At 70.2% G+C, this 18,356-nt stretch carries 14 protein-coding genes; 9 read left to right on the forward strand and 5 right to left on the reverse strand.

Features of this window, described 5'->3' with window-relative positions; all coding sequences use genetic code 11:
* The first annotated feature begins 2 nt into the window (after positions 1–2).
* The 4 genes from VG899_14635 to VG899_14650 are packed head-to-tail and all read left to right on the forward strand — an operon-like array spanning position 3 to position 5,634.
* Positions 3–1,235: a glycosyltransferase gene (locus VG899_14635; GenBank protein ID HWA67595.1), complete on the forward strand. Its 1,233-nt coding sequence runs from the start codon at positions 3–5 to the stop codon at positions 1,233–1,235.
* Positions 1,235–2,962: a right-handed parallel beta-helix repeat-containing protein gene (locus VG899_14640; protein HWA67596.1), complete on the forward strand. Its 1,728-nt coding sequence runs from the start codon at positions 1,235–1,237 to the stop codon at positions 2,960–2,962. The genes VG899_14635 and VG899_14640 overlap by 1 nt, the downstream gene beginning before the upstream one ends.
* A complete protein-coding gene (locus VG899_14645; protein HWA67597.1) occupies positions 2,959–4,059 on the forward strand; it encodes a right-handed parallel beta-helix repeat-containing protein in 1,101 nt (366 codons plus the stop codon). The genes VG899_14640 and VG899_14645 overlap by 4 nt, the downstream gene beginning before the upstream one ends.
* Positions 4,060–4,089: 30 nt before the next feature.
* Positions 4,090–5,634 carry an MFS transporter gene (locus tag VG899_14650; GenBank protein ID HWA67598.1) on the forward strand — a complete coding sequence of 515 codons (1,545 nt, stop codon included), beginning with the start codon at positions 4,090–4,092 and terminating at the stop codon, positions 5,632–5,634.
* A gap of 2 nt (positions 5,635–5,636) precedes the next feature.
* Here the strand turns inward: VG899_14650 and VG899_14655 are convergent, their stop codons facing one another.
* Positions 5,637–7,853: a phospholipase C, phosphocholine-specific gene (locus VG899_14655; protein HWA67599.1), complete on the reverse strand. Its 2,217-nt coding sequence runs from the start codon at positions 7,851–7,853 to the stop codon at positions 5,637–5,639.
* A 264-nt stretch (positions 7,854–8,117) separates the two neighbouring features.
* Between VG899_14655 and VG899_14660 the strand changes: the two genes are divergently transcribed.
* Positions 8,118–8,840: a hypothetical protein gene (locus tag VG899_14660; protein HWA67600.1), complete on the forward strand. Its 723-nt coding sequence runs from the start codon at positions 8,118–8,120 to the stop codon at positions 8,838–8,840.
* A 64-nt stretch (positions 8,841–8,904) separates the two neighbouring features.
* Here VG899_14660 and VG899_14665 read toward each other — a convergent pair whose 3' ends face one another.
* The 3 genes from VG899_14665 to VG899_14675 are packed head-to-tail and all read right to left on the reverse strand — an operon-like array spanning position 8,905 to position 12,009.
* A complete protein-coding gene (locus tag VG899_14665; protein ID HWA67601.1) occupies positions 8,905–9,732 on the reverse strand; it encodes a TIGR03560 family F420-dependent LLM class oxidoreductase in 828 nt (275 codons plus the stop codon).
* 23 nt (positions 9,733–9,755) lie between these two features.
* Positions 9,756–10,895: an acyl-CoA desaturase gene (locus VG899_14670; protein HWA67602.1), complete on the reverse strand. Its 1,140-nt coding sequence runs from the start codon at positions 10,893–10,895 to the stop codon at positions 9,756–9,758.
* 25 nt (positions 10,896–10,920) lie between these two features.
* The gene (locus VG899_14675; GenBank protein ID HWA67603.1) at positions 10,921–12,009 is read right to left on the reverse strand and encodes a ferredoxin reductase; all 1,089 of its coding nucleotides are present in this window, start codon (positions 12,007–12,009) and stop codon (positions 10,921–10,923) included.
* An 88-nt stretch (positions 12,010–12,097) separates the two neighbouring features.
* Here VG899_14675 and VG899_14680 point away from each other — a divergent pair, with 88 nt between their 5' ends.
* Complete coding sequence (locus VG899_14680; GenBank protein HWA67604.1) at positions 12,098–13,315, forward strand: helix-turn-helix domain-containing protein; 1,218 nt, start codon at positions 12,098–12,100, stop codon at positions 13,313–13,315.
* A gap of 9 nt (positions 13,316–13,324) precedes the next feature.
* The gene (locus VG899_14685) at positions 13,325–14,476 is read left to right on the forward strand and encodes an acyl-CoA dehydrogenase family protein (protein HWA67605.1); all 1,152 of its coding nucleotides are present in this window, start codon (positions 13,325–13,327) and stop codon (positions 14,474–14,476) included.
* Positions 14,477–14,494: 18 nt separating this feature from the next.
* Here the strand turns inward: VG899_14685 and VG899_14690 are convergent, their stop codons facing one another.
* Positions 14,495–16,456 carry a dehydrogenase E1 component subunit alpha/beta gene (locus VG899_14690; protein HWA67606.1) on the reverse strand — a complete coding sequence of 654 codons (1,962 nt, stop codon included), beginning with the start codon at positions 16,454–16,456 and terminating at the stop codon, positions 14,495–14,497.
* 45 nt (positions 16,457–16,501) lie between these two features.
* Between VG899_14690 and VG899_14695 the strand changes: the two genes are divergently transcribed.
* Both VG899_14695 and VG899_14700 read left to right on the forward strand, forming a co-directional pair.
* Positions 16,502–17,245: an SDR family NAD(P)-dependent oxidoreductase gene (locus tag VG899_14695; protein ID HWA67607.1), complete on the forward strand. Its 744-nt coding sequence runs from the start codon at positions 16,502–16,504 to the stop codon at positions 17,243–17,245.
* The coding region (locus VG899_14700) for an AMP-binding protein (GenBank protein ID HWA67608.1) at positions 17,242–18,356 on the forward strand (1,115 nt) is incomplete at its 3' end. The genes VG899_14695 and VG899_14700, both read left to right, overlap by 4 nt.

Raw genomic sequence — 18,356 nt, forward strand, 5'->3', positions numbered from 1 at the left:
CGATGCATATCGCTCCGCTTCATCTGCTCCTCGGCTCCGCCGCCTGGCACCGCTATCTCCCATTCGCGGTCGCCGGCCTGCTCGTGTGGGGCATCTGGATCTACCGCGTCGTGTCCTCGACGTTCATGAAGCCGGTCGTCAACGAGTTCCGTACGACGACGTCAGTCGTCGTACCGACCTTCCGCGAGGATCCAGCGGTCATCGAACGCTGTCTCGCCAGCTGGCTCGAACAACGGCCGACCGAGCTGATCGTCGTCCCGGACGTCGCCGACACGGAGGTCATCGAGGTGCTGGAACGCGCAGCAGCACAGCATCCCGAGCTGCAAGTACTGCCCTTCCGTCACGCCGGAAAGCGGTCGGCGCTCGGGCACGGGATGCGCGCGGCGACGGGCGAGATCCTGGTGCTCTGCGACGCCGACACCAGCTGGCTGCCGGGCCTGCTCGACGCCATCCAGATGCCGTTCGCCGATCCGGCGGTCGGTGGCGTGGGAAGCCAGCAGAACGTCTTCGAGCGAACGGGTTCGATCTGGCGCCGGGTCGCCGACTGGCTCATGAACCTGCGCTACTACAACTACGTCCCTGCGATGGCGCGCAAGGGTGCGGTGTCGTGCTTGTCCGGCCGCACCGTCGCCTACCGCACGTCGGTGGTCAAGCCGGTGATCAAGGACATGGAGAACGAGGACTTCCTCGGCCGGCGCTGCATCAGCGGCGACGACGGACGGCTCACCTGGCTCGTGCTCTCGCAGGGATACCGGTGCACGCACCAGCCTTCCGCCCGGGCCGAAAGCGTGTTCCCGGATGACTTGCGGACGTTCCTCAAGCAGCGGGTGCGCTGGAGCCGCAACAGCTACCGGACGTATCTGACCGCGATCTACAACGGCTGGCTCTGGTCGACGCCTCTGGTCACCAGGGTGACGGTCGCTCAGATCATGCTGACTCCGATCACCATCAGCCTGACGATCTACTTCCTGTTCGCGTATCGGCTGGACTTCTCACACCCGACCACGCAGGCGGTCGTCGGTTCGATCGCGTCCCTGCTCGTCGCCCGCGGCATCCGCGGCTCGTCACATCTCATCCGCCATCCCGGCGAGATCTTGCTGTTGCCGCTCGTGACCGTCGTGGCGATCGTGATCGCGCTGCCGGTCAAGGGCTACGCGATGCTCACCATGAACCGGCAAGGGTGGTTGACCCGCGGCGGCACCGCCCCGACGATCCGACCAGCAACGGCCGTCTGATGCGCCGCCCGAGCCGACGCGCGGTCGCGGTGGTCGCGATGTTCCTCGCCGGGTCCGGCGTCGCGGTGGCTGCCGGAGTCATCAGGCCGGGCGTGCCTGCCCCGCCCGAGTCAGGGGTGCCCGGCTCGCCGGCGTCCGTCGCGCAGTGGCCGCTGCCGCCGGACGTCGGCCCGATCGACCTCGCGGCGCAGGAGAACTCGCGGGCGGCGCAGCTCGCGAACCTGGCTGCGCTCCAACTCGCGCGCGCACAGGCGATCGGCGCCACCCCGGCGGCGTACCTGCAACCAGGCGCACCGATTCCCACGGTCGTTCTCGCGCCACGTCGTGCGCCGTACGGCCTGGCGTCCCTTCAGCGGCTGGCGCGCGGGGCGGTCGCGGTTGAGGGCCGCGGCGTCTACCTGGTGCGTGCCAACGTGCTGGTGCAGTCGGGCGCGACGCTGCGGCTGGCGTCGGGACGCGATCCGCTGACGGTCCGGCTGCTGTCCGGCTCCGACGGGTTCGTCAGCGTGATGTCGTTCGGCGGCCGGATCGAGCTGGCCGGGTCGAAACAGGCGCCGGTCACGGTCGAGTCGTGGGATCCACAGGCGAAGACGGTCGACGGCCGGATCGCCGACGGACGCGCCTACGTGCGCGCCGTCGGCGGGTCCCTGTCGGTCAATGACGGACGCTTCGTCTCACTCGGCTTCTCGGCAGGCCCGACGAGTGGCGTGGTCGCCAGTCGCGCCACCTCGCCCAAGCTTGCCGGCCTGCTTCCCGACGTCGACGTGCGCGACTCGGAGTTCGTCGGAGGCGTCGACGGGCTGCTCGTCACGGGAGCGAGCCGGCTCGCGGTGACGGGGTCGACGTTCGGCCACAACCTGCTGTCGGGGCTCGAGCTGCATCAGCCGCCCCTCGACTCGGTGGTGTCGCGGGACTCGGCGCAGCAGAACGGGCTGGACGGGTTCAGCGTCCGCGGGGGATCCGGCAGCATCGCTTTGGACTCGGACACCGCGACCGCCAATCGGCGATACGGATTCACCGTGGACGGTCGGTCGCTTGCCGGCACCGTGGTTGCCGGCGCGCAGCTCACCGCGGCCTCTGCGATCGGCAACGAGGTCGCGGGCGTCGACCTCAACGAGGTCGTCGACTCGTCGGTGCGGTCGAGCACGGTTGCCGATGGTCCGATCGGTGTCATCGTCAGCGGCGCGGCTGAGCACGTCGCGATCGACGCGAACACCATGTCCGGCCTCACGCAACGCGCGGTCTACGTCCGCGACGGTGCCGACGGCGTGAACGTTGCCGACAACCAGATCCGCAAGACCGCAACCGCCGTCCTGGTCCGTGACAGCAGCGTGACCGTGTCGGGCAACGACGTCGCGATCTCGGTGTACGGCGACCGGCTGCGCCACGCCGTCAGCTACACCGGATCGGTCGGCGACAGCGCGGTGTTCGGCAACTCGTTCTCCGGAGCCGGCTGGTCGGCAGTGGCGACGTCCGGTGTCCAGATGGGAACGGTTGCGGTGCGCGACGACGACCTCGCCACGTGGCGTCGGATGCAGGGCGCGCCCACCCACGGCCAACCTGTCCTGACCTGGCCGACCGTCGCGCGCGTGATCATGATCTTCCTGTTCGGTCTGCTGGCCGTGGGCCGCTACCGGCCGGGATCGCCGAAGCTCCCGCTCCAGCGCACGGGTGAGCCGTCACCGGTGGGCGACGTCACGAAGTCACGCGTCGCGTCACGACGATGAGCGTGCTGCGCTGGATTGCGGGCGCGGCGGTCGTCCTCGCGGCGGTGGCGGTTGGGGTGTTGGTCGTGGCGACCGGCGGTGCCCCCCGACACCCCGCGCCGGATAGAGGTTTTCCGACGACGACGACGGCGGCGGCGCCGCCGCGGGTCTCGCCGCCAGCCGGGCTGCCGCCGCTGCGCTGCCCCCATCCGACCGTCGTCGTGCACGACGGTGGTCAGCTGCAGGCCTCACTGTCGGCTGCCGCGCCGGGCGCGGTGATCCGGATGGCGCCAGGCGTCTACCGCGGCGGTTTCGACGCGACCGGATCGGGGACACACCGCCGGCCGATCTGGCTGTGCGGCGGGCCGCGCGCGATCATCGACGTCCTCGGAGCGGGTCCGACCACCTCGTCGGCGGCGGGCACTTACGGGCTTCACCTCGACGGGGCCCGGTGGTGGCGGCTGGTCGGCTTCGCCGTCCGCAACGCGGCAAAGGGCGTCGTACTCGACGGCAGCGATCACGACGTGCTCTACCGGATCACCGTGTACGACATCGGCGACGAGGCGATTCACCTGCGGCGGTTCTCCTCGTGGGACGTAGTCGAAGGCTGCGTCGTTCGGGATACCGGACTGCTGGATCCGACGTACGGCGAAGGTGTCTATGTCGGAACCGCGCACAGCAACTGGGCCTCCGACACGGACGGCAGGGCCGACGCCTCCGACCGCGACTCGGTGCGTTGGTGCGACATCGCGCGGACCACCGCGGAGTCGGTGGACATCAAGGAGGGAACCGCGGACGGGGTCGTCGCGGACAACCGGTTCGACGGCACCGGCATGGCCGCCTCCGCCGCGACATCGTGGGTCAACGTGAAGGGCTCGGACTATTTGATCGAGGACAACGCCGGAGCGGTGAGTCCTGAGGACGGGTTCAGCGCTCATCAGGTCGCGGCCGGGACCGGCACCGGGAACGAGTTCGTCGACAACCGGGTCATGGGCGCAGTGCCGGGATACGGCGTCTTCGTCGATGCGCCCGAAACCGTCGTGGCTTGCTCGACCGGAGGAGCGGGCGCGAAGGGGCTGTCCAACCAGCCGTGCGTCGAGGCGCCACCCTCCCGTTGATCTCGGCCCCTCGACGGGCAGACTCGAGGAATGTCTCAATCCTCCGCGAGCCAGAACAACAAGTGGTGGACCCTCGTCGCCGTCAGCCTCGGCACCTTCATGCTGCTGCTCGACATCACGATCGTGAACGTTGCGCTGCCGAAGATCCAGGACGAGCTGCACTCCAGCTTCTCCGACCTTCAGTGGGTCGTCGATGCCTACGCGCTGACGTTGGCGGCGCTGCTGCTGACCACCGGCGCGCTCGCGGACATGTACGGCCGCAAACGGCTCTACGTGGTCGGCCTCGCGGTGTTCACCGTCGCGTCCGTGCTCTGTGGGGTCGCGCAGGGATCGGTGATGCTCGAGCTCTCGCGAGCGCTGCAAGGCATCGGCGGCGCCACGATGTTCTCCGTGTCGCTGGCGCTGCTCGCCCACGCGTTCCGGGGCAAGGACCGCGGCGTCGCGTTCGGCGTGTGGGGAGCGACGACCGGCTTCGCGGTCGCGGTCGGCCCGGTCCTCGGCGGCGCACTGGTGAGCGGCCTGTCGTGGCGCTACATCTTCTTCGTCAACCTGCCGATCGGCATCGGCGCGCTGGCGCTGACGATCTTCCGCGTCGACGAGTCACGCGACCCGCAGCCGCGCAAGCCCGACTGGTGGGGCTTCATCTTGTTCACCGCCGGGCTGGCCGGGGTGATCTACGCGCTGATCGAGGCCGGTCTCACCAGCTTCGGCTCGACGCGGGTGGTGGCGTGCTTCGCGGCCGGCGGCGTCCTCATCGCTGCCTTCCTCGTCGCCGAGCGATTCGTCGCCCACCCGATGTTCGAGCTGTCACTGTTCCGGTTGCCGACCTTCAGCGGCGGCGCGATCGCCGCCTTCGGGATCTCGGCGAGCATCTTCTCGATGCTGCTCTACATCACCCTCTACCTGCAGGACCTGCTGCAGTACAGCGCGTTGCAGACGGGCGTGCGGCTGGTGATTCTCTCGGGCGGGATCCTGGTCGTCGCGACGATCGCCGGCCGGGTGTCCTCGCACGTGCCGGTGCGACTGCTGATCGGACCCGGTCTGCTCATCGTGGGTGTGTCGATGCTGCTGATGCGCGGGCTGTCCGCCGGTTCGTCGTGGACCCATCTGATCCCGGGGATGATCGTTGGCGGGGTCGGGGTCGGCATGATCAACCCGCCGTTGGCCTCGACCGCGGTGGGCGTCGTCCAGCCGCAGCGGGCAGGCATGGCCTCGGGGATCAACTCGACGTTCCGCCAGGTCGGCATCGCGACCGGCATCGCGCTGCTCGGCACGCTGTTTTCGAAGAAGGCGGGCAGCGATGTCACCAAGCAGCTCGCGCACACCCCGCTCGCCGGCAAGGCGAAAGCGCTGTCCGGCGCGTTGCAGAACGGCGAAGCGACCTCCTATCTGAAGCACCTCCCGCCGCAACAGGTGCAGCTCGCCGCGCACGCGGCCCGAGCGAGCTTCACGGCGGCGTTGAACGAGATCCTGCTGGTCGCGGCGATCATCGCGTTCGTGGCCGGCGCGCTCGCCCTTGCCCTGATCCGCGCCAAGGACTTCGTGCAGCACGAGGCGGTCGGCGGCGCCGGCTGACCTCAGCTGCCGGTGATGCTGGGCCGGCCGGTCTCGAGGTGGCCGACGTAACGGCGTGACCACGAATCGTCTCCGGTGATCGTGACGGTCACGTCGTACCACCCGTGGCTGGCCGCCACCGGGTCCAGCAAGTGGTGTCGCTCGCTGCCCGCCGGCACCCTCACGCGGGCGGTGTGCGGGCGGCCGTAGTGCTCGCTGCGGATCGAGAACGTCACGGGGTGCTTGCCGGCGTTGCGCAGGTGCAGGTCGAGGACCGGGTCGTGGTGAAGGCCGCGCGGGTAGTACTCGGCGCTCACCTGCGAGGTGGCGTCGCCGGTCAACGCGTTGCCGGTGAAGTGGCGAAGGAACCGGTTGGGCCCGATCACCGTCACGTCGTAGCGCCCGGGGAGTGCGATGCCGAACAGCTCGACGTCGGCAGTGACGGCTTGCTTCGCACTGTCGCGCACCGGGTCGACGGTGTGCTGGCTGGGCGCGTTGCGCGGATAGTCGCCGTACGACGGGTTCAGCGAGGCGTTGTTGTAGACCGCGAAGTGGCTGGCCTTCGCGACGTGCGGCCCGTTGTTGCTGAACGAGATCGTCACGGTTGTGGTCGCCAGACCGAGGCGCACGCCGACGAGGTTCGCGTTGGGTTGGTAGGGCAGCGGCCGGGCCGGTCGGGTGCCCGGCTCCTGCCTCGGCATCCGGTTGCTCACCACGGGCGGGCTGTAGCCGTCGCCCGGCGGGTCGCCGGTCACCGACGTCGCGGGAAGGCGGGGGAGTCCGTAGACCGGTGCGTCGAAGTCGAACGCGCGGGTCAGGTCGCCGCAGACCTTGCGTCGCCAGGCGCTGATGTTGGGGCAGATCGCCGGCTTGCCGAGCGCGGACGTCCACTTCTCCAGGAACTGGAGCACCGAGGTGTGGTCGCAGACTTCCGAGGTCACCCAGCCGCCACGGGTCCACGGCGAGACCAGGATGAGCGGCACCCGGAAGCCGAGGCCCACCGGGACCGCGTTGGTATTGCCGCCGAAGAGGATCCCGTAGCCGCCGCTGCCGAGCAACTCGTCGTACCACTCGTCGGTCGTGTCGGGAGGTGCGACCGGCGGCGGCACGTGGTCGAACTGGCCGTCGTTCTCGTCGTAGTTGATGATGACCAGGGTCGAGTCGAAGACGTCCGGGTCGGCGTTGAGCGCTTCGAGCACGCCGTTGACGAAGTAGGCGCCGTCGTTCGGTGCGCCGTCCGGATGCTCGGAGAACGCCTGGTTGGTCACCACCCACGACACCCGGGGCAGGGTCCCGGCCTTGACGTCGGCGCGGATGGCGTTGGCCAGGTTGTCGGCGTTGGCGCTGATGCCGGTCACCGGCTCCGCGACGCGCGCGACCCCGCCCTCGTAGTACGGGTTGCCGGGCGCGGCCTTGCCGCCCTGGTCGGGGTCGAGCTCGGCGAAGGTCTTGAAGTACTGCAGCCCGGCGTCGCCGTAGTTGTCGATGCACTGGTAGAGCCGCCAGCTGACGCCGGCCTTCTGCAGCGTCTCCGCGTAGGACTCCCACGGCAGGAAGCGGCCGAGCTCGTCGGCTCCCTCGTAGGCGGTGTACCCGCTGTGCTTCTGCGCGGCGTCGACCGTGCCGCCCCACAGATACGTGCGGTTCGGTCCGGTCGAGCTCAGCACCGAGCAGTGGTAGGCGTCACCGACCGTGTAGAGGTCGGCGAGCGCGTAGTGGAACGGGATGTCGCTGCGGTCCAGGTAGCCCAGTGTCGTGAGGCCGAGCTTCGCCTCGACCCATCCGTTCATCAGCCCGCCGGCCCAGGCGCCGTGCTGGTCGTCCCAGCTGTGCGACGTGCCGCCGTACCCCTGGGCACCTCGCTTGCCCGACGACGGCCGGTTGTAGCCCGGGTACTCCTCTGCCGGGGCCTCACTGAGGTGCCACGGGTACTGGGTCAGCACCGTCGGCAGGCCTTGCACGCCGATCGGCTGCTGGAACACCGAATACCCGCCGGGCAGGGTGATCGTCGAGCGGTCGCCGAAGCCGCGCACTCCGCGCAGCGTCCCGAAGTAGTGGTCGAAGCTGCGGTTCTCCTGCATCAGGATCACGACGTGCTCGATGTCGCGCAGGTCGCCGTACCGGCGGCGTCGGTTGTGCTGCCTCGGGGTCGCAGCGGACGCCGAGCCGGCTCCAACGACAGCCGCGCCGGCGGTCGCCGCACTCGCGGCCAGGAAGCGCCGCCGCGACAGGCCTGGCACGGTGAAACCCCCACGTCTCGGTACGGCGGACGGTGGTGAGTATCCAGGCGACGACCGCGACTCACCTGACGCCGGGCTGACGATCAGTCAACCGGTATTCAAACAGGCGGCATCGGCGTGATGCTGTCAGGTTCCCGACAGATGAGCGTGCACGCCGTTGGCGGCGGCGAACCGGGGGCATTAGGTTGCCGAGCACCTCGGCCGGTAGGGCCACAGACATCAGGGGGTTGGGCAATGCGGAATGGATCTGTACTGCGGTCGCGGGTGGCCGCTGTCGCTGCGGGGACCGTCATCCTCGCCAGCGTCGGGGGCGTTGCGGCTGCGGCGTCGGGCGGTTTCAGCGCATCACAACGCGCGACGATCACTCACCTGATCAAGCGGTATCTCACCAATCACCCGGCTCCCGCGGGGCCGCAGGGCCCGGCAGGTCCGGCAGGTCCGGCAGGACCGGCAGGTCCCGCAGGACCGGCAGGACCGCAGGGCCCCGCTGGCACTGCCGGGACCGGTGGCACGAGCGGCGCCTCAGGCACGACCGTCACTGCCGCGACCGGCGACGCCTCGATCGGAGTCAACCTTGCGCTCACTCCGGTCGGCACCAACGTCGTGGTCGGTGGCATCGAGACCATGGGCGGTGTGGCCCCGCAGACGGCCTCGGGTGACGTGGTGGTGCCGGCTGGCGGCGCGACGCTCCTGATCAGCGGCACGATCGACATCAGCGGCAACGGTGCGGCGGCGAGCGGGTCCTGCTCGGTGTACGTCGGCGCGCCCGGCTCCAACCTCGCCAGCTCGAAGCAGGCCAGTCAGTCCGTGTACTGGAACATCGGTACGTCGGGTGACATCGAGGTGCCGATCACGGCGAGTGCGACTGAGGCTGCCGGCAGCTACAACGTGCTGATGGCCTGCTCCGCTGAGCATGCCGGCGCGCTCGCAGTCCAGGCGCCGACGGTGGACAACACGCACGTCAACGTGATCGCGGTCGCCAGCTAGTCGATCAGCGAAAAAGGAGCGTGCCGACGAAAGTCGGCACGCTCCTTTCGCTTTCCGGCGCGGATCAGGTGGTGAAATCGGGCATCACGTCGCGGGCGAACGCCTCGACGTTCGCCTCGCCGTCACCGGGCCAGCCACACACCAGGTAGCCGTAGCCGGCGTCACGCCACTTGCCGGCGTGCTTGCGGGCGGTCTCGAGGTCGTCGAGGGACAGGGAGCCGGCGCGCGTGATCGATGCCGGGTCGCGGCCGGCCTGCTCGGCGAGCTTCGTGAGGTGGGTGTTGGCCTCCTCCATCGACTTCGGCGAGCCGAACGAGTGCCAGACGTCGGCGTACTTCGCCGCGAGCGGGATCGTGCGCTTCATCCCCGATCCGCCGATCCAGATCGGCGGGTGCGGTCGCTGCACGGGCAGCGGGCGCAGGTAGGCCTGGTTCAGCGAGACCTGGTGCCCCGCGTAGTCGACGACCTCACCGGTGTAGAGGCGCGTCACGATCTCCAGAGCGTCTTCCAGGAGGTCGAAGCGCTCGCCGAGCGGCGGGAACGGGATGCCGAGCTCGGTGTGCTCTTTGTCGTACCACGCGGCGCCGAGCGAGAGCTCGAGGCGGCCGTGCGAGGCGTGGTCGATCGTCAGCGCCTGCGCCGCGAGCACCGACGGGTGGCGATAGGTCACCCCGGTGACCAGCAGGCCCAGCCGGATCTTCGACGTGACGCCGGCGAGTGCCGCCAGCGTCGTCATTCCTTCGAAGGTCTCGCCGGGCCCGTCGCCGTACATCGGCTGGAAGTGGTCGAAGCCCCACACCCCGTCGAAGCCGAGGTCCTCGGCGAGCTTCACCCGCCGTACCAGCTCGTCCCAGGAGATCCGCTGCTGCGCTACGTCAAGTCCGAATCGCACCTGCTCAACCTAATCGGAGTTGATCAGGCGGCGAGGGCGGGCTCCGGCTCGACGGCGACGGCAGGCGCCCGCTCGCCGAAGAAGTCGTTGGGCAGCGCGAGCCGGAACACCGTCGCCCAGGCGGAGAACAGCTGGCGCGGGAACGGTCCGGTGACGTAGCTCAGGCCGTACCGCTCGAAGACCTCCCGCACCTTCGGAGCGATCTCCTGGTAGCGGTTGCTCGGCAGGTCCGGGAAGAGGTGGTGCTCGATCTGGAACGACAGGTTGCCCGTCATCAGGTGCAACGCCGGCCCGCCGCTGATGTTGCCGGCGCCGAGCATCTGGCGCAGGTACCACTCGCCACGCGTCTCGTCGGCGATCGAGTCGCGGGTGAAGGTCTCGACGCCTTTGGGGAAGTGGCCGCACATGATCACCGAGTGCGACCAGAGGTTGCGCACCAGGTTCGCGGTCGCGTTGGCGGTCAGCGTCGTCAGCGCCGACGGTCCCGACAGCAACGGGTGGAGCAGGTAGTCGCGGGTCGCCTGCTTGCGGATCTTGCGAAGGGCGCCCTTCGCCTTCGCCTTGAACTCCTTCTTGTCCGCGCGGCCCTTGATGACCTTGCCGATCTCCAGGTCGTAGGCGGCGATGCCGTACTCGAACAGACAGGCGTTGACGAAGTTGAACAACGGCTGGCCGAGATAGAACTTCGACCAGCGCTGGTCCTCGTCGACGCGCATGATGCCGTAGCCGAGGTCATTGTCCTTGCCGAGCACGTTCGTGTACTTGTGGTGGATCTGGTTGTGCGAGTGCTTCCAGGCTTCCGACGGCGTCGCGTTGTCCCATTCCCAGGTGGAGGAGTGGATCGCCGGGTCGCGCATCCAGTCCCACTGGCCGTGCATGACGTTGTGGCCGATCTCCATGTTCTCGAGGATCTTCGCGATCGACAGGCCGATCGTGCCGGCCAGCCAGGCGGGTGGGAACAGGGACACGAGCAGCACGATCCGGCTGGCGAGCTCGAGGCGCCGCTGCGTCTCGATGACCTTGCGGATGTAGGCCGCATCGCGCTCGCCACGGCTGCCGATGATCTGCTCGCGGATCGCGTCGAGCTCACGGCCGAGTGCCTCGATGTCCTCGGCGCTCAGGTGTGCGATCGGGTTGTCGGTGCGGTGCTGGATGGCGGTCATGCCAACGTCTCCTCGGGAGCGCGGGTCAAAGGTCGATGCGGCAGGCGCCGGCCGCCGCGGAGATGCAGGTCTGGATCTTGATCCCGTCGCCGTCGGCGGCGGTGGTGAGCTCGCCGGTACGCAGGTCGCGGACCGCGCCTTCGCGCAGCGGTACGACGCAGCCGAAGCAGATGCCCATCCGGCAGCCCGACGGCATCAGCACGCCGGCCGCTTCGCCGGCGGTGAGGATCGGGGTGGCGCCGTCGCAGTCGACGCTGACCTCGCTCGCGGTGAACGCGACGGCGCCGCCCTCGCCGGGGACGACGATCGTCGGGCGGAACCGTTCGGTGTGCATGCGGTCGGCGATACCGTGCCCGGCCCAGAACGCCTCCGCGGCGTCGAGCAGCCCGGTGGGGCCGCACACCCAGGTCTCCCGCTCGGCGAAGTCCGGCACGAGCTCGGCGATCTGGTCGATCCGCAACATGCCGTGGACGTCGTCGTGCCGTTCGACCAGGCGCAGCCTGCCGCTTGCCGCGAGCTGGCGCAGCTCGGCGCCGTAGATGACGTCGGACGCGGTCGGCGCGCAGTGCACCATGACCGCGTCGGTGAGGTCGTCCAGACCATCGCGCAGCATGCCCATGACCGGCGTGATGCCGCTGCCGGCCGTGACAAACAACGCCTTCGCCGGGCGCCGGCTGGGCAGCGTGAAGTCGCCGGTCGCCTGGTCGAGGGTGACGAGCAGGCCCGGGCGGGCGCGTCGTACCAGGTGGGTGCTCACCACGCCGTCCTCGATCGCCTTGACCGTGATCGTCAGCCGGCCGTCGCGGCGGGGCGGTTCGGTCAGCGAGTACGCCCGCCACTGACGGACCCCGTCGACGTCGACGCCGATGCGGATGTACTGGCCCGCGACGTGGCCGCGCCAGCCGTGTCCGGGCTGGAGCACGAGGGTCACCGCGTCGCGGGTCTCCGGGCGGACTTCGACGACCCGCGCTCGCAGCGTCGCCGGCGACGACAGTGGGCTGAACAGGTCGACGTAGTCCGCCGGGACCAGTGGCGTCGTGAGCAGGCGTGCCAGCCGACCGACGCCTCCCTGGAGCCTGGTGCGCTGCGCGCTCACTGACTCGAGGACCGTCATGTTCCCCAGCGTGACGCGCGGTGGTGGACAATGTCTTGCGCGAACAGGGTGGCATGACGGCGATGATTTGTTCGGAGATGATAGAACCGTGCCCGCACCTCCCGACGAACCACTCAGGCTCGAGCTCGCCCCGGAGATCGTCGCCGGCCTGCACGCCCAGCTGCCGACGGTGGCCGCGCGCACCTGGGAGGCGATCGTCGCCGAGGTCGCGGAGTACGCCGAGCCGCAGCGCGGCGAGATCGGCGCCAACATCACCCGGGCGGTGGAGCTCGCCCTGGGCACGTTCCTGCGGCTCGTCGAGAGCGGCGCCGGTCTCGAGGCGGGCGGCCCGATCAGTGCGGCGCTCGAAGGCGCCTACGCGCTGGGCCGCGGCGAGGCGCGGTCGGGCCGCACGATGAACGCGCTGCTCGCCGCCTACCGGGTCGGGGCGCGCGTCGCCTGGCGGGAGTGGGGAGCGCTCGCCGTCGTCGACGGCGTACCGCCGGTCACGGTCGTGCAGTTCGCGGAGCTGGTGTTCGCCTACATCGACCAGCTGTCGGCGGCCAGCATCTCGGGCCACAACGACGAGCTCGCGACCAGCGGCCGGGTGCGCGTTCAGTACCTGGAGCGGCTCGGCCGCGCGCTCATCGGCGACGTCGGTGCTGAGGAGCTCGCGGAGCGAGCCGCCCGGGCGGACTGGCAGCCGCCGGCGACGTTGACGGCGGTGCTCGTGCCGTCTGCGCATGCCGGCGGTGTGGCCGGTCTGCTTGACGGGCGAACCCTCGTGCTCTCCGCCGACGTGGCGGGTCTCGAGCTGCCGGAGGACGTGACGACGTTGCTGGTGCCCGACGTCACGACGAGCCGGGCGTCGTTGTTCCAGCTGCTGCGCAACCGCCCGGCCGTCGTCGGACCCACGCGGCCGTGGGTCGACGCCGCGACTTCGTTCCGCCGGGCAGCGAAGGTGTGGAGCCTGGTCGAGCTACATCAGTCGCCGGTCGACACCGAGCAGCATCTGACCCGGCTCGTGCTCGACGCCGACCGTCAGGCGACGAGTGACCTGCGGGAGCGGATGCTGGCGCCGCTCGCGGGGCTGCCGGCGGCAAGCCGCGCCAAGCTCGCCGAGACGTTGCGGTCGTGGCTACTGCACCAGGGCCGTCGTGACGACGTCGCGGCCGAGCTGTTCATCCACCCGCAGACGGTGCGGTATCGGATGAGCCAGCTGCGAGCGGCGTACGGCGACCGGCTGCAGGATCCGCGCGAGGTCTTCGACCTCATCGTCGCGCTGGGTCCACCGGACGGGCACAGCTTGTACCAATCGGTCCAATAGGATCGCCGGATGGACTTCTCGCTGACGCCGACGGAGCGAGACCTGGTCGAGCTGTGCCGTGACTTCGCGAAGAAGGAGATCGCGCCGCGGGCACCCGCCGCCTGGAACGAAGCACGCTGCCCGACCGACCTGTTGCGCGAGATGGGGGAGCTCGGGCTGCTCGGGATGCTCGTCCCGGAGCTGTGGGGCGGCATCGGCATCTCGACCGTCGGGTTCGTCGCCGCGATCGAGCAGATCGGCCAAGCCGACCAGTCCGTGGCGGCGGCGCTGCAGGCGCACCTGACGATCGGGTCGCTGCCGTTGCTGCTGTTCGGCAACGACGCCCAGCGGGAGCGGTGGCTGCGGCCACTCGCCGAGGGACGCGCGCTGGGCGCGTTCGGGCTGACCGAGCCAGGCGCCGGGTCGGACGCGCGCGGGATCGCCACGCAGGCGGTCCCCGACGGCGACGGTTGGCGCATCAGCGGCCAGAAGACGTTCATCTCCAACGCGGGGACGGACATGTCCTTCGGGGTGACGTTGCTCGCCCGCACTCCCGCGGCGGCCGGCAAGCGTGACCAGGGCTACGCGACGTTCGTCGTCGAGAAGGATGCCCCGGGCTTCACGATGGGCCCGAAGATGCCCGGCATCGGCTGGCGCGGCCTGGACACCCGCCAGCTCTACTTCGACAACGTGTGGGTGCCGGGCGACCAGCTCGTGGGTGACCCGGACCTCGGGCTCGGGCAGTTCCTCGCCGCCCTCGAGGTCGGCCGGATCTCGATCGCCGCCCTTTCGCTGAGCCTCACCCAGGCGGTCCTCGACCTCGCGACGGACTACGCCAGGCAGCGCGTGCAGTTCGGCCAGCCGATCGGGAAGTTCCAGGCGGTCCAGTTCAAGCTCGCCGACATCGCCACCGAGCTCGAGGCGGCACGGTGGCTGACCTACCGGGCGGCGTACCTGCGTGACGCCGGCGAGCCGTTCCTCAAGGAGGCCTCCATGGCGAAGCTCAAGGCGAGCCGGCTGGCGATGTCCGCGGCGTCGGAGGCGGTGCAGATCCACGGTGGCACCGGCTACATGCTCGACACCCCGGTCGCCCGGTTCTACTGCGACGCCAAGGTGCTCGAGATCGGCGAAGGCACCAACGAGATCCAGCACGTGGTGATCGCCCGCAACCTCGGGCTCTGACGGGCGCCCGCGCAGCGGTCAGAAGGCGGCGAGGCGGCGCAGCGCGTCGGCGATGTCGGTGCGGTCGGGCAGCCACGCCTTCTCGAGGGCCGGGGCGTAGGGCGGGGGCGTCGGCGCGGCACCGATCCGTTCGATCGGCGCGTCGAGGTGGTCGAGGGCGTCCCGGGCGACGGTGGCCGCGATCTCGGCGCCGATGCCGAACGGTACGACGGCCTCGTGGGCGATCAGCAGCCGGTTGGTCTTGCGTACCGACTCGAGAACGGTCGCCATGTCCAGCGGCGCGACGGTACGCAGGTCGATGACCTCGACCGACACGCCGTCGGGCGCGACCGCATCGGCGGCGGCAACCGCCTCGTGCACCATCCGCGAGACCGACACGACGGTGACGTCGGTGCCCGGCCGTACGACGGCGGCCTTGCCGAGCGGCAGCACGTGCTCGGGTGACGGTTGGGGACCCTTCATGCCGTAGAGCAAGCGGTTCTCGATGAACACGACGGGGTTCGGGTCCTGAATCGCCGCTCGCAACAACCCGTAGGTGTCGGCCGGGGTCGACGGCATCACCACGGTGAGCCCCGGGATGTGGGCGAGCAACGCCTCCAGGCTCTGCGAGTGCTGGCTGCCCGACGACCGCCCCGCGCCGAACTGGGTGCGCACGGTCAGCGCCATCTCGGCCGCGCCCCCGGTCATGAACGGCAGCTTCGCCGCCTGGTTGAGCAGCTGGTCCAGGCACACGCCGAGGAAGTCCAGGTACATCAGCTCGACGACCGGACGCAGACCGGCCATCGCCGCGCCGACGCCGAGGCCCATGATCGCGGTCTCGGAGATCGGGGTGTCGCGGACCCGGTCGCCGAAACGCTCGCGCAGGCCACGCGTGAGACCGAACACGTTGCCGCCGTCGCCGACGTCGATGCCCGCGACGAACACCCGCTCGTCGGTCTCCAGCTCGATCTCCAACGCGGTGCGGACCGCGTCCATCGCCCGGAACACCGGGGCGTCCACGGCGGGCGGCGGCGGCTCGGGTCGCTCACGTCGGTCGACGACGACGTAGTCGTGCAGCGCCGCGACGTCGGGTTCGGCGAGCGCGCGGGCGGCGGCGACCGCCGCGTCGAGGTCGTCGCTGACCGCGTCCTCGACGGCCGCGAGCTCGTCCTCGGCGGCGCCGGCCGCGAGCAGGCGGGTGCGGTGCAACGCGATCGGGTCGTAGGCGGCGAGACCGTCGAGCTCTTCCTGCGACCGGTAGCGCTGCGGGTCGCCTTCGTAGTGGCCGTGCCAGCGGTACGTCGTGGCCTCGAGGACGGTGGGCCCTTCGCCGGCGCGCGCCCGTGCGACGACACCGGTCATCGCCTCGGCGACTGCCACCACGTCCGTGCCGTCGACGCCGACGTAGCCGATGCCGTATCCGGCGGCCCGCTGCTCGAAGGTCGCCACGTGCTGGTTCGCGGCGGGGGAGAACTCGGCGTACCCGTTGTTCTCACAGCAGAACACGACCGGCAGCCGCCAGACCGCCGCGAGGTTGACCGCCTCGTGGAAGGCGCCCTGCGCGACCGCGCCGTCACCGAAGAATGCCACCGCGACCGCGCCGTTGCCGCGCAGCTGCGCCGCGAGTGCGGCCCCGCCGGCGATCGGCAGGCCGGCGGCGACGATCCCGTTGGCGCCGAAGATGCCGCGCCGCGGGTCGGCGATGTGCATCGACCCGCCGCGGCCGCGGTTGGTGCCGGCGTCCTTGGCCATCAGCTCGGCGAACATGCCGAGCGGATCCAGGCCCTTGGCCAGGCAGTGGCCGTGGCCACGGTGGGTGGAGGTGATGACGTCGTCGTCGCGCAGCGGCCAGCACGCGCCGACCGCCGACCCCTCCTGGCCGATCGACAGGTGCACGAACCCCGGCACCTCGCCGTCGCGGTAGAGCGCGGCGACGCGCTGCTCGAAGCCGCGGATGACCAGCATCCGGCGGTACATCTCGACCTGCTCTGCGATCTCCACGGCGGGCGTTAGTGTACTGATCGGTACAACGACGAAAGGGCCGCTTTGACCGATCGACGAGTGGTCGTGATCACCGGCGCCGGCGGCACCCTCGGCGCCGCCCTGTCGGCGCGGTTCGCCGGCGAGGCGGACACGGACCTGGTGCTCAGTGACGTCAGTGAGGCCTCGCTCGCCGCGACGATCGACGGACTGCCGCCACAGCGGGGCGAGGTCGAGACGGTGCTCGCGGACGTGAGCGAGATCGCGCAGGTCGAGGCGGTCGCCGGCCGCGCCGTCGAGCGGTTCGGGCGCATCGACGTGCTGGTCAGCAACGCCGGTGTGCTCTCACCGAACGGCCGGATCCACAACCTGTCGACCAAGGACTGGGAGCGCGCGTTCCGCGTGAACGTGCTCGGCGCGGTCAACGGGATCCGTGCGGTGATCCCGACGATGCGACACCAGGCGTCGGGCTCGATCGTGCTGACCGCCTCGGTGTCGGGGCTGACCGCGTGGTCGCACGCGGCGCCGTACTGCGCCACGAAGGCGGCCGTCATCTCCCTCGCGAAGGTCGCGGCGGTCGAGTACGCCCGCGACGGCATCCGGGTCAACTGCGTCTGCCCGGGCACGTTCCTGTCCGGCATCCACGACGGGTTGCCGCAGCAGGCCATCGACACCATCGCCGGCAAGCACCCGCTCGGTCTCGGCGCCGCCGAGGACCTGGTGGCGGCGTACTCCTACCTCGCGAGCGACGCCGCACGCTGGACCACCGGGTCGGCGCTCGTGGTCGACGGAGGCTATTCGGCGCCATGACGATGGAGCCAGATCTCAGCTGGTGCGCGGTGCTCGAACATCACGCCGTGCGTTCCCCGGACCGAGTCGCGACGGTCTTCGAAGGGCGATCCACGACGTACGCCGAGCTCGCCTCCCGGGTCGCGGCGCTCGCGGCCGGCCTCGCCGAGCGGGGCATCGCCGCGGGCGACGTCGTGGCGCTGCTGTCCTACAACTGCGACGAGTTCCTCGAGGCGCTGTTCGCGGCCAACTACCTGGGCGCGATCGCGATGCCGATCAACTGGCGGCTCGCGGCGGCGGAGGTCCGTTACATCCTCGACCACTCCGGCGCGAAGGCGATCGTGTGTGACGAGGCGTTGACGGCACTGGCCGACGAGGCCGCCGACGGTCTCGCGACCGGTCTGCTGAAGGTCTGTGTGCCCGATCCGGGGCCGGCCGGCTGGACTCCGCTCGCGACGCTGCGTGACGGCGCAGCGCCGCTTGCCCGGGTGCCGGTCTGCGGGGATGACGTGCACCGGCTGATGTACACGTCCGGCACGACCGGTCGGCCGAAAGGCGTGATGCTCACCCACGCCAACCTGGCGTGGAAGAACCTCGCGCACCTCGTCGAGTTCGGCTTCACCAGCGCCGACATCGGCCTCGCCTGCGGGCCGCTTTACCACGTGGGCGCGCTCGACCTGACGACGACGACCCTCGTCGCGGCCGGCGCGACCACGATCATCCACCGGACGTTCGACGCGGCCGCGGTGGTCGAGGAGATCGAGCGGTCGCGGGTGACAACGGTGTGGCTGGCGCCGGCGATGGTCAACGCGATCATGGCGCTGCCCGGCATCGAGCGCCGCGACCTGTCCTCGGTGCGCGTCGTCATCAACGGCGGGGAGAAGATGCCGATCCCACTGATCGAGCGGATCCAGTCGGTGTTCTCCTCGGCGTGGTTCGCCGACGCGTACGGCATGACCGAGACGGTGTCCGGTGACACGTTCCTCGACCGCGACAGCATCATCACCAAGCTGGGCAGCGTCGGCCGGCCGTGCCTGCACCTCGAGCTCGACCTCTGGGACGAGTCGGGCAGGAGCGTGGCGCCCGGCGAGCGCGGCGAGATCGTGATGCGCGGTCCCAAGGTCTTCAAGGG

The sequence above is a fragment of the Mycobacteriales bacterium genome, assembly GCA_035550055.1.
GTDB lineage: Bacteria > Actinomycetota > Actinomycetes > JAFAQI01 > JAFAQI01 > DASZTV01.

Coding starts and splice junctions, on each gene's coding strand:
- VG899_14675 (HWA67603.1), bottom strand. CDS start 12,009: ATGACGGTCCTCGAGTCAGTGAGCGCGCAGCGCACCAGGCTCCAGGGA.
- VG899_14670 (HWA67602.1), bottom strand. CDS start 10,895: ATGACCGCCATCCAGCACCGCACCGACAACCCGATCGCACACCTGAGC.
- VG899_14685 (HWA67605.1), top strand. CDS start 13,325: ATGGACTTCTCGCTGACGCCGACGGAGCGAGACCTGGTCGAGCTGTGC.
- VG899_14640 (HWA67596.1), top strand. CDS start 1,235: ATGCGCCGCCCGAGCCGACGCGCGGTCGCGGTGGTCGCGATGTTCCTC.
- VG899_14650 (HWA67598.1), top strand. CDS start 4,090: ATGTCTCAATCCTCCGCGAGCCAGAACAACAAGTGGTGGACCCTCGTC.
- VG899_14645 (HWA67597.1), top strand. CDS start 2,959: ATGAGCGTGCTGCGCTGGATTGCGGGCGCGGCGGTCGTCCTCGCGGCG.
- VG899_14635 (HWA67595.1), top strand. CDS start 3: ATGCATATCGCTCCGCTTCATCTGCTCCTCGGCTCCGCCGCCTGGCAC.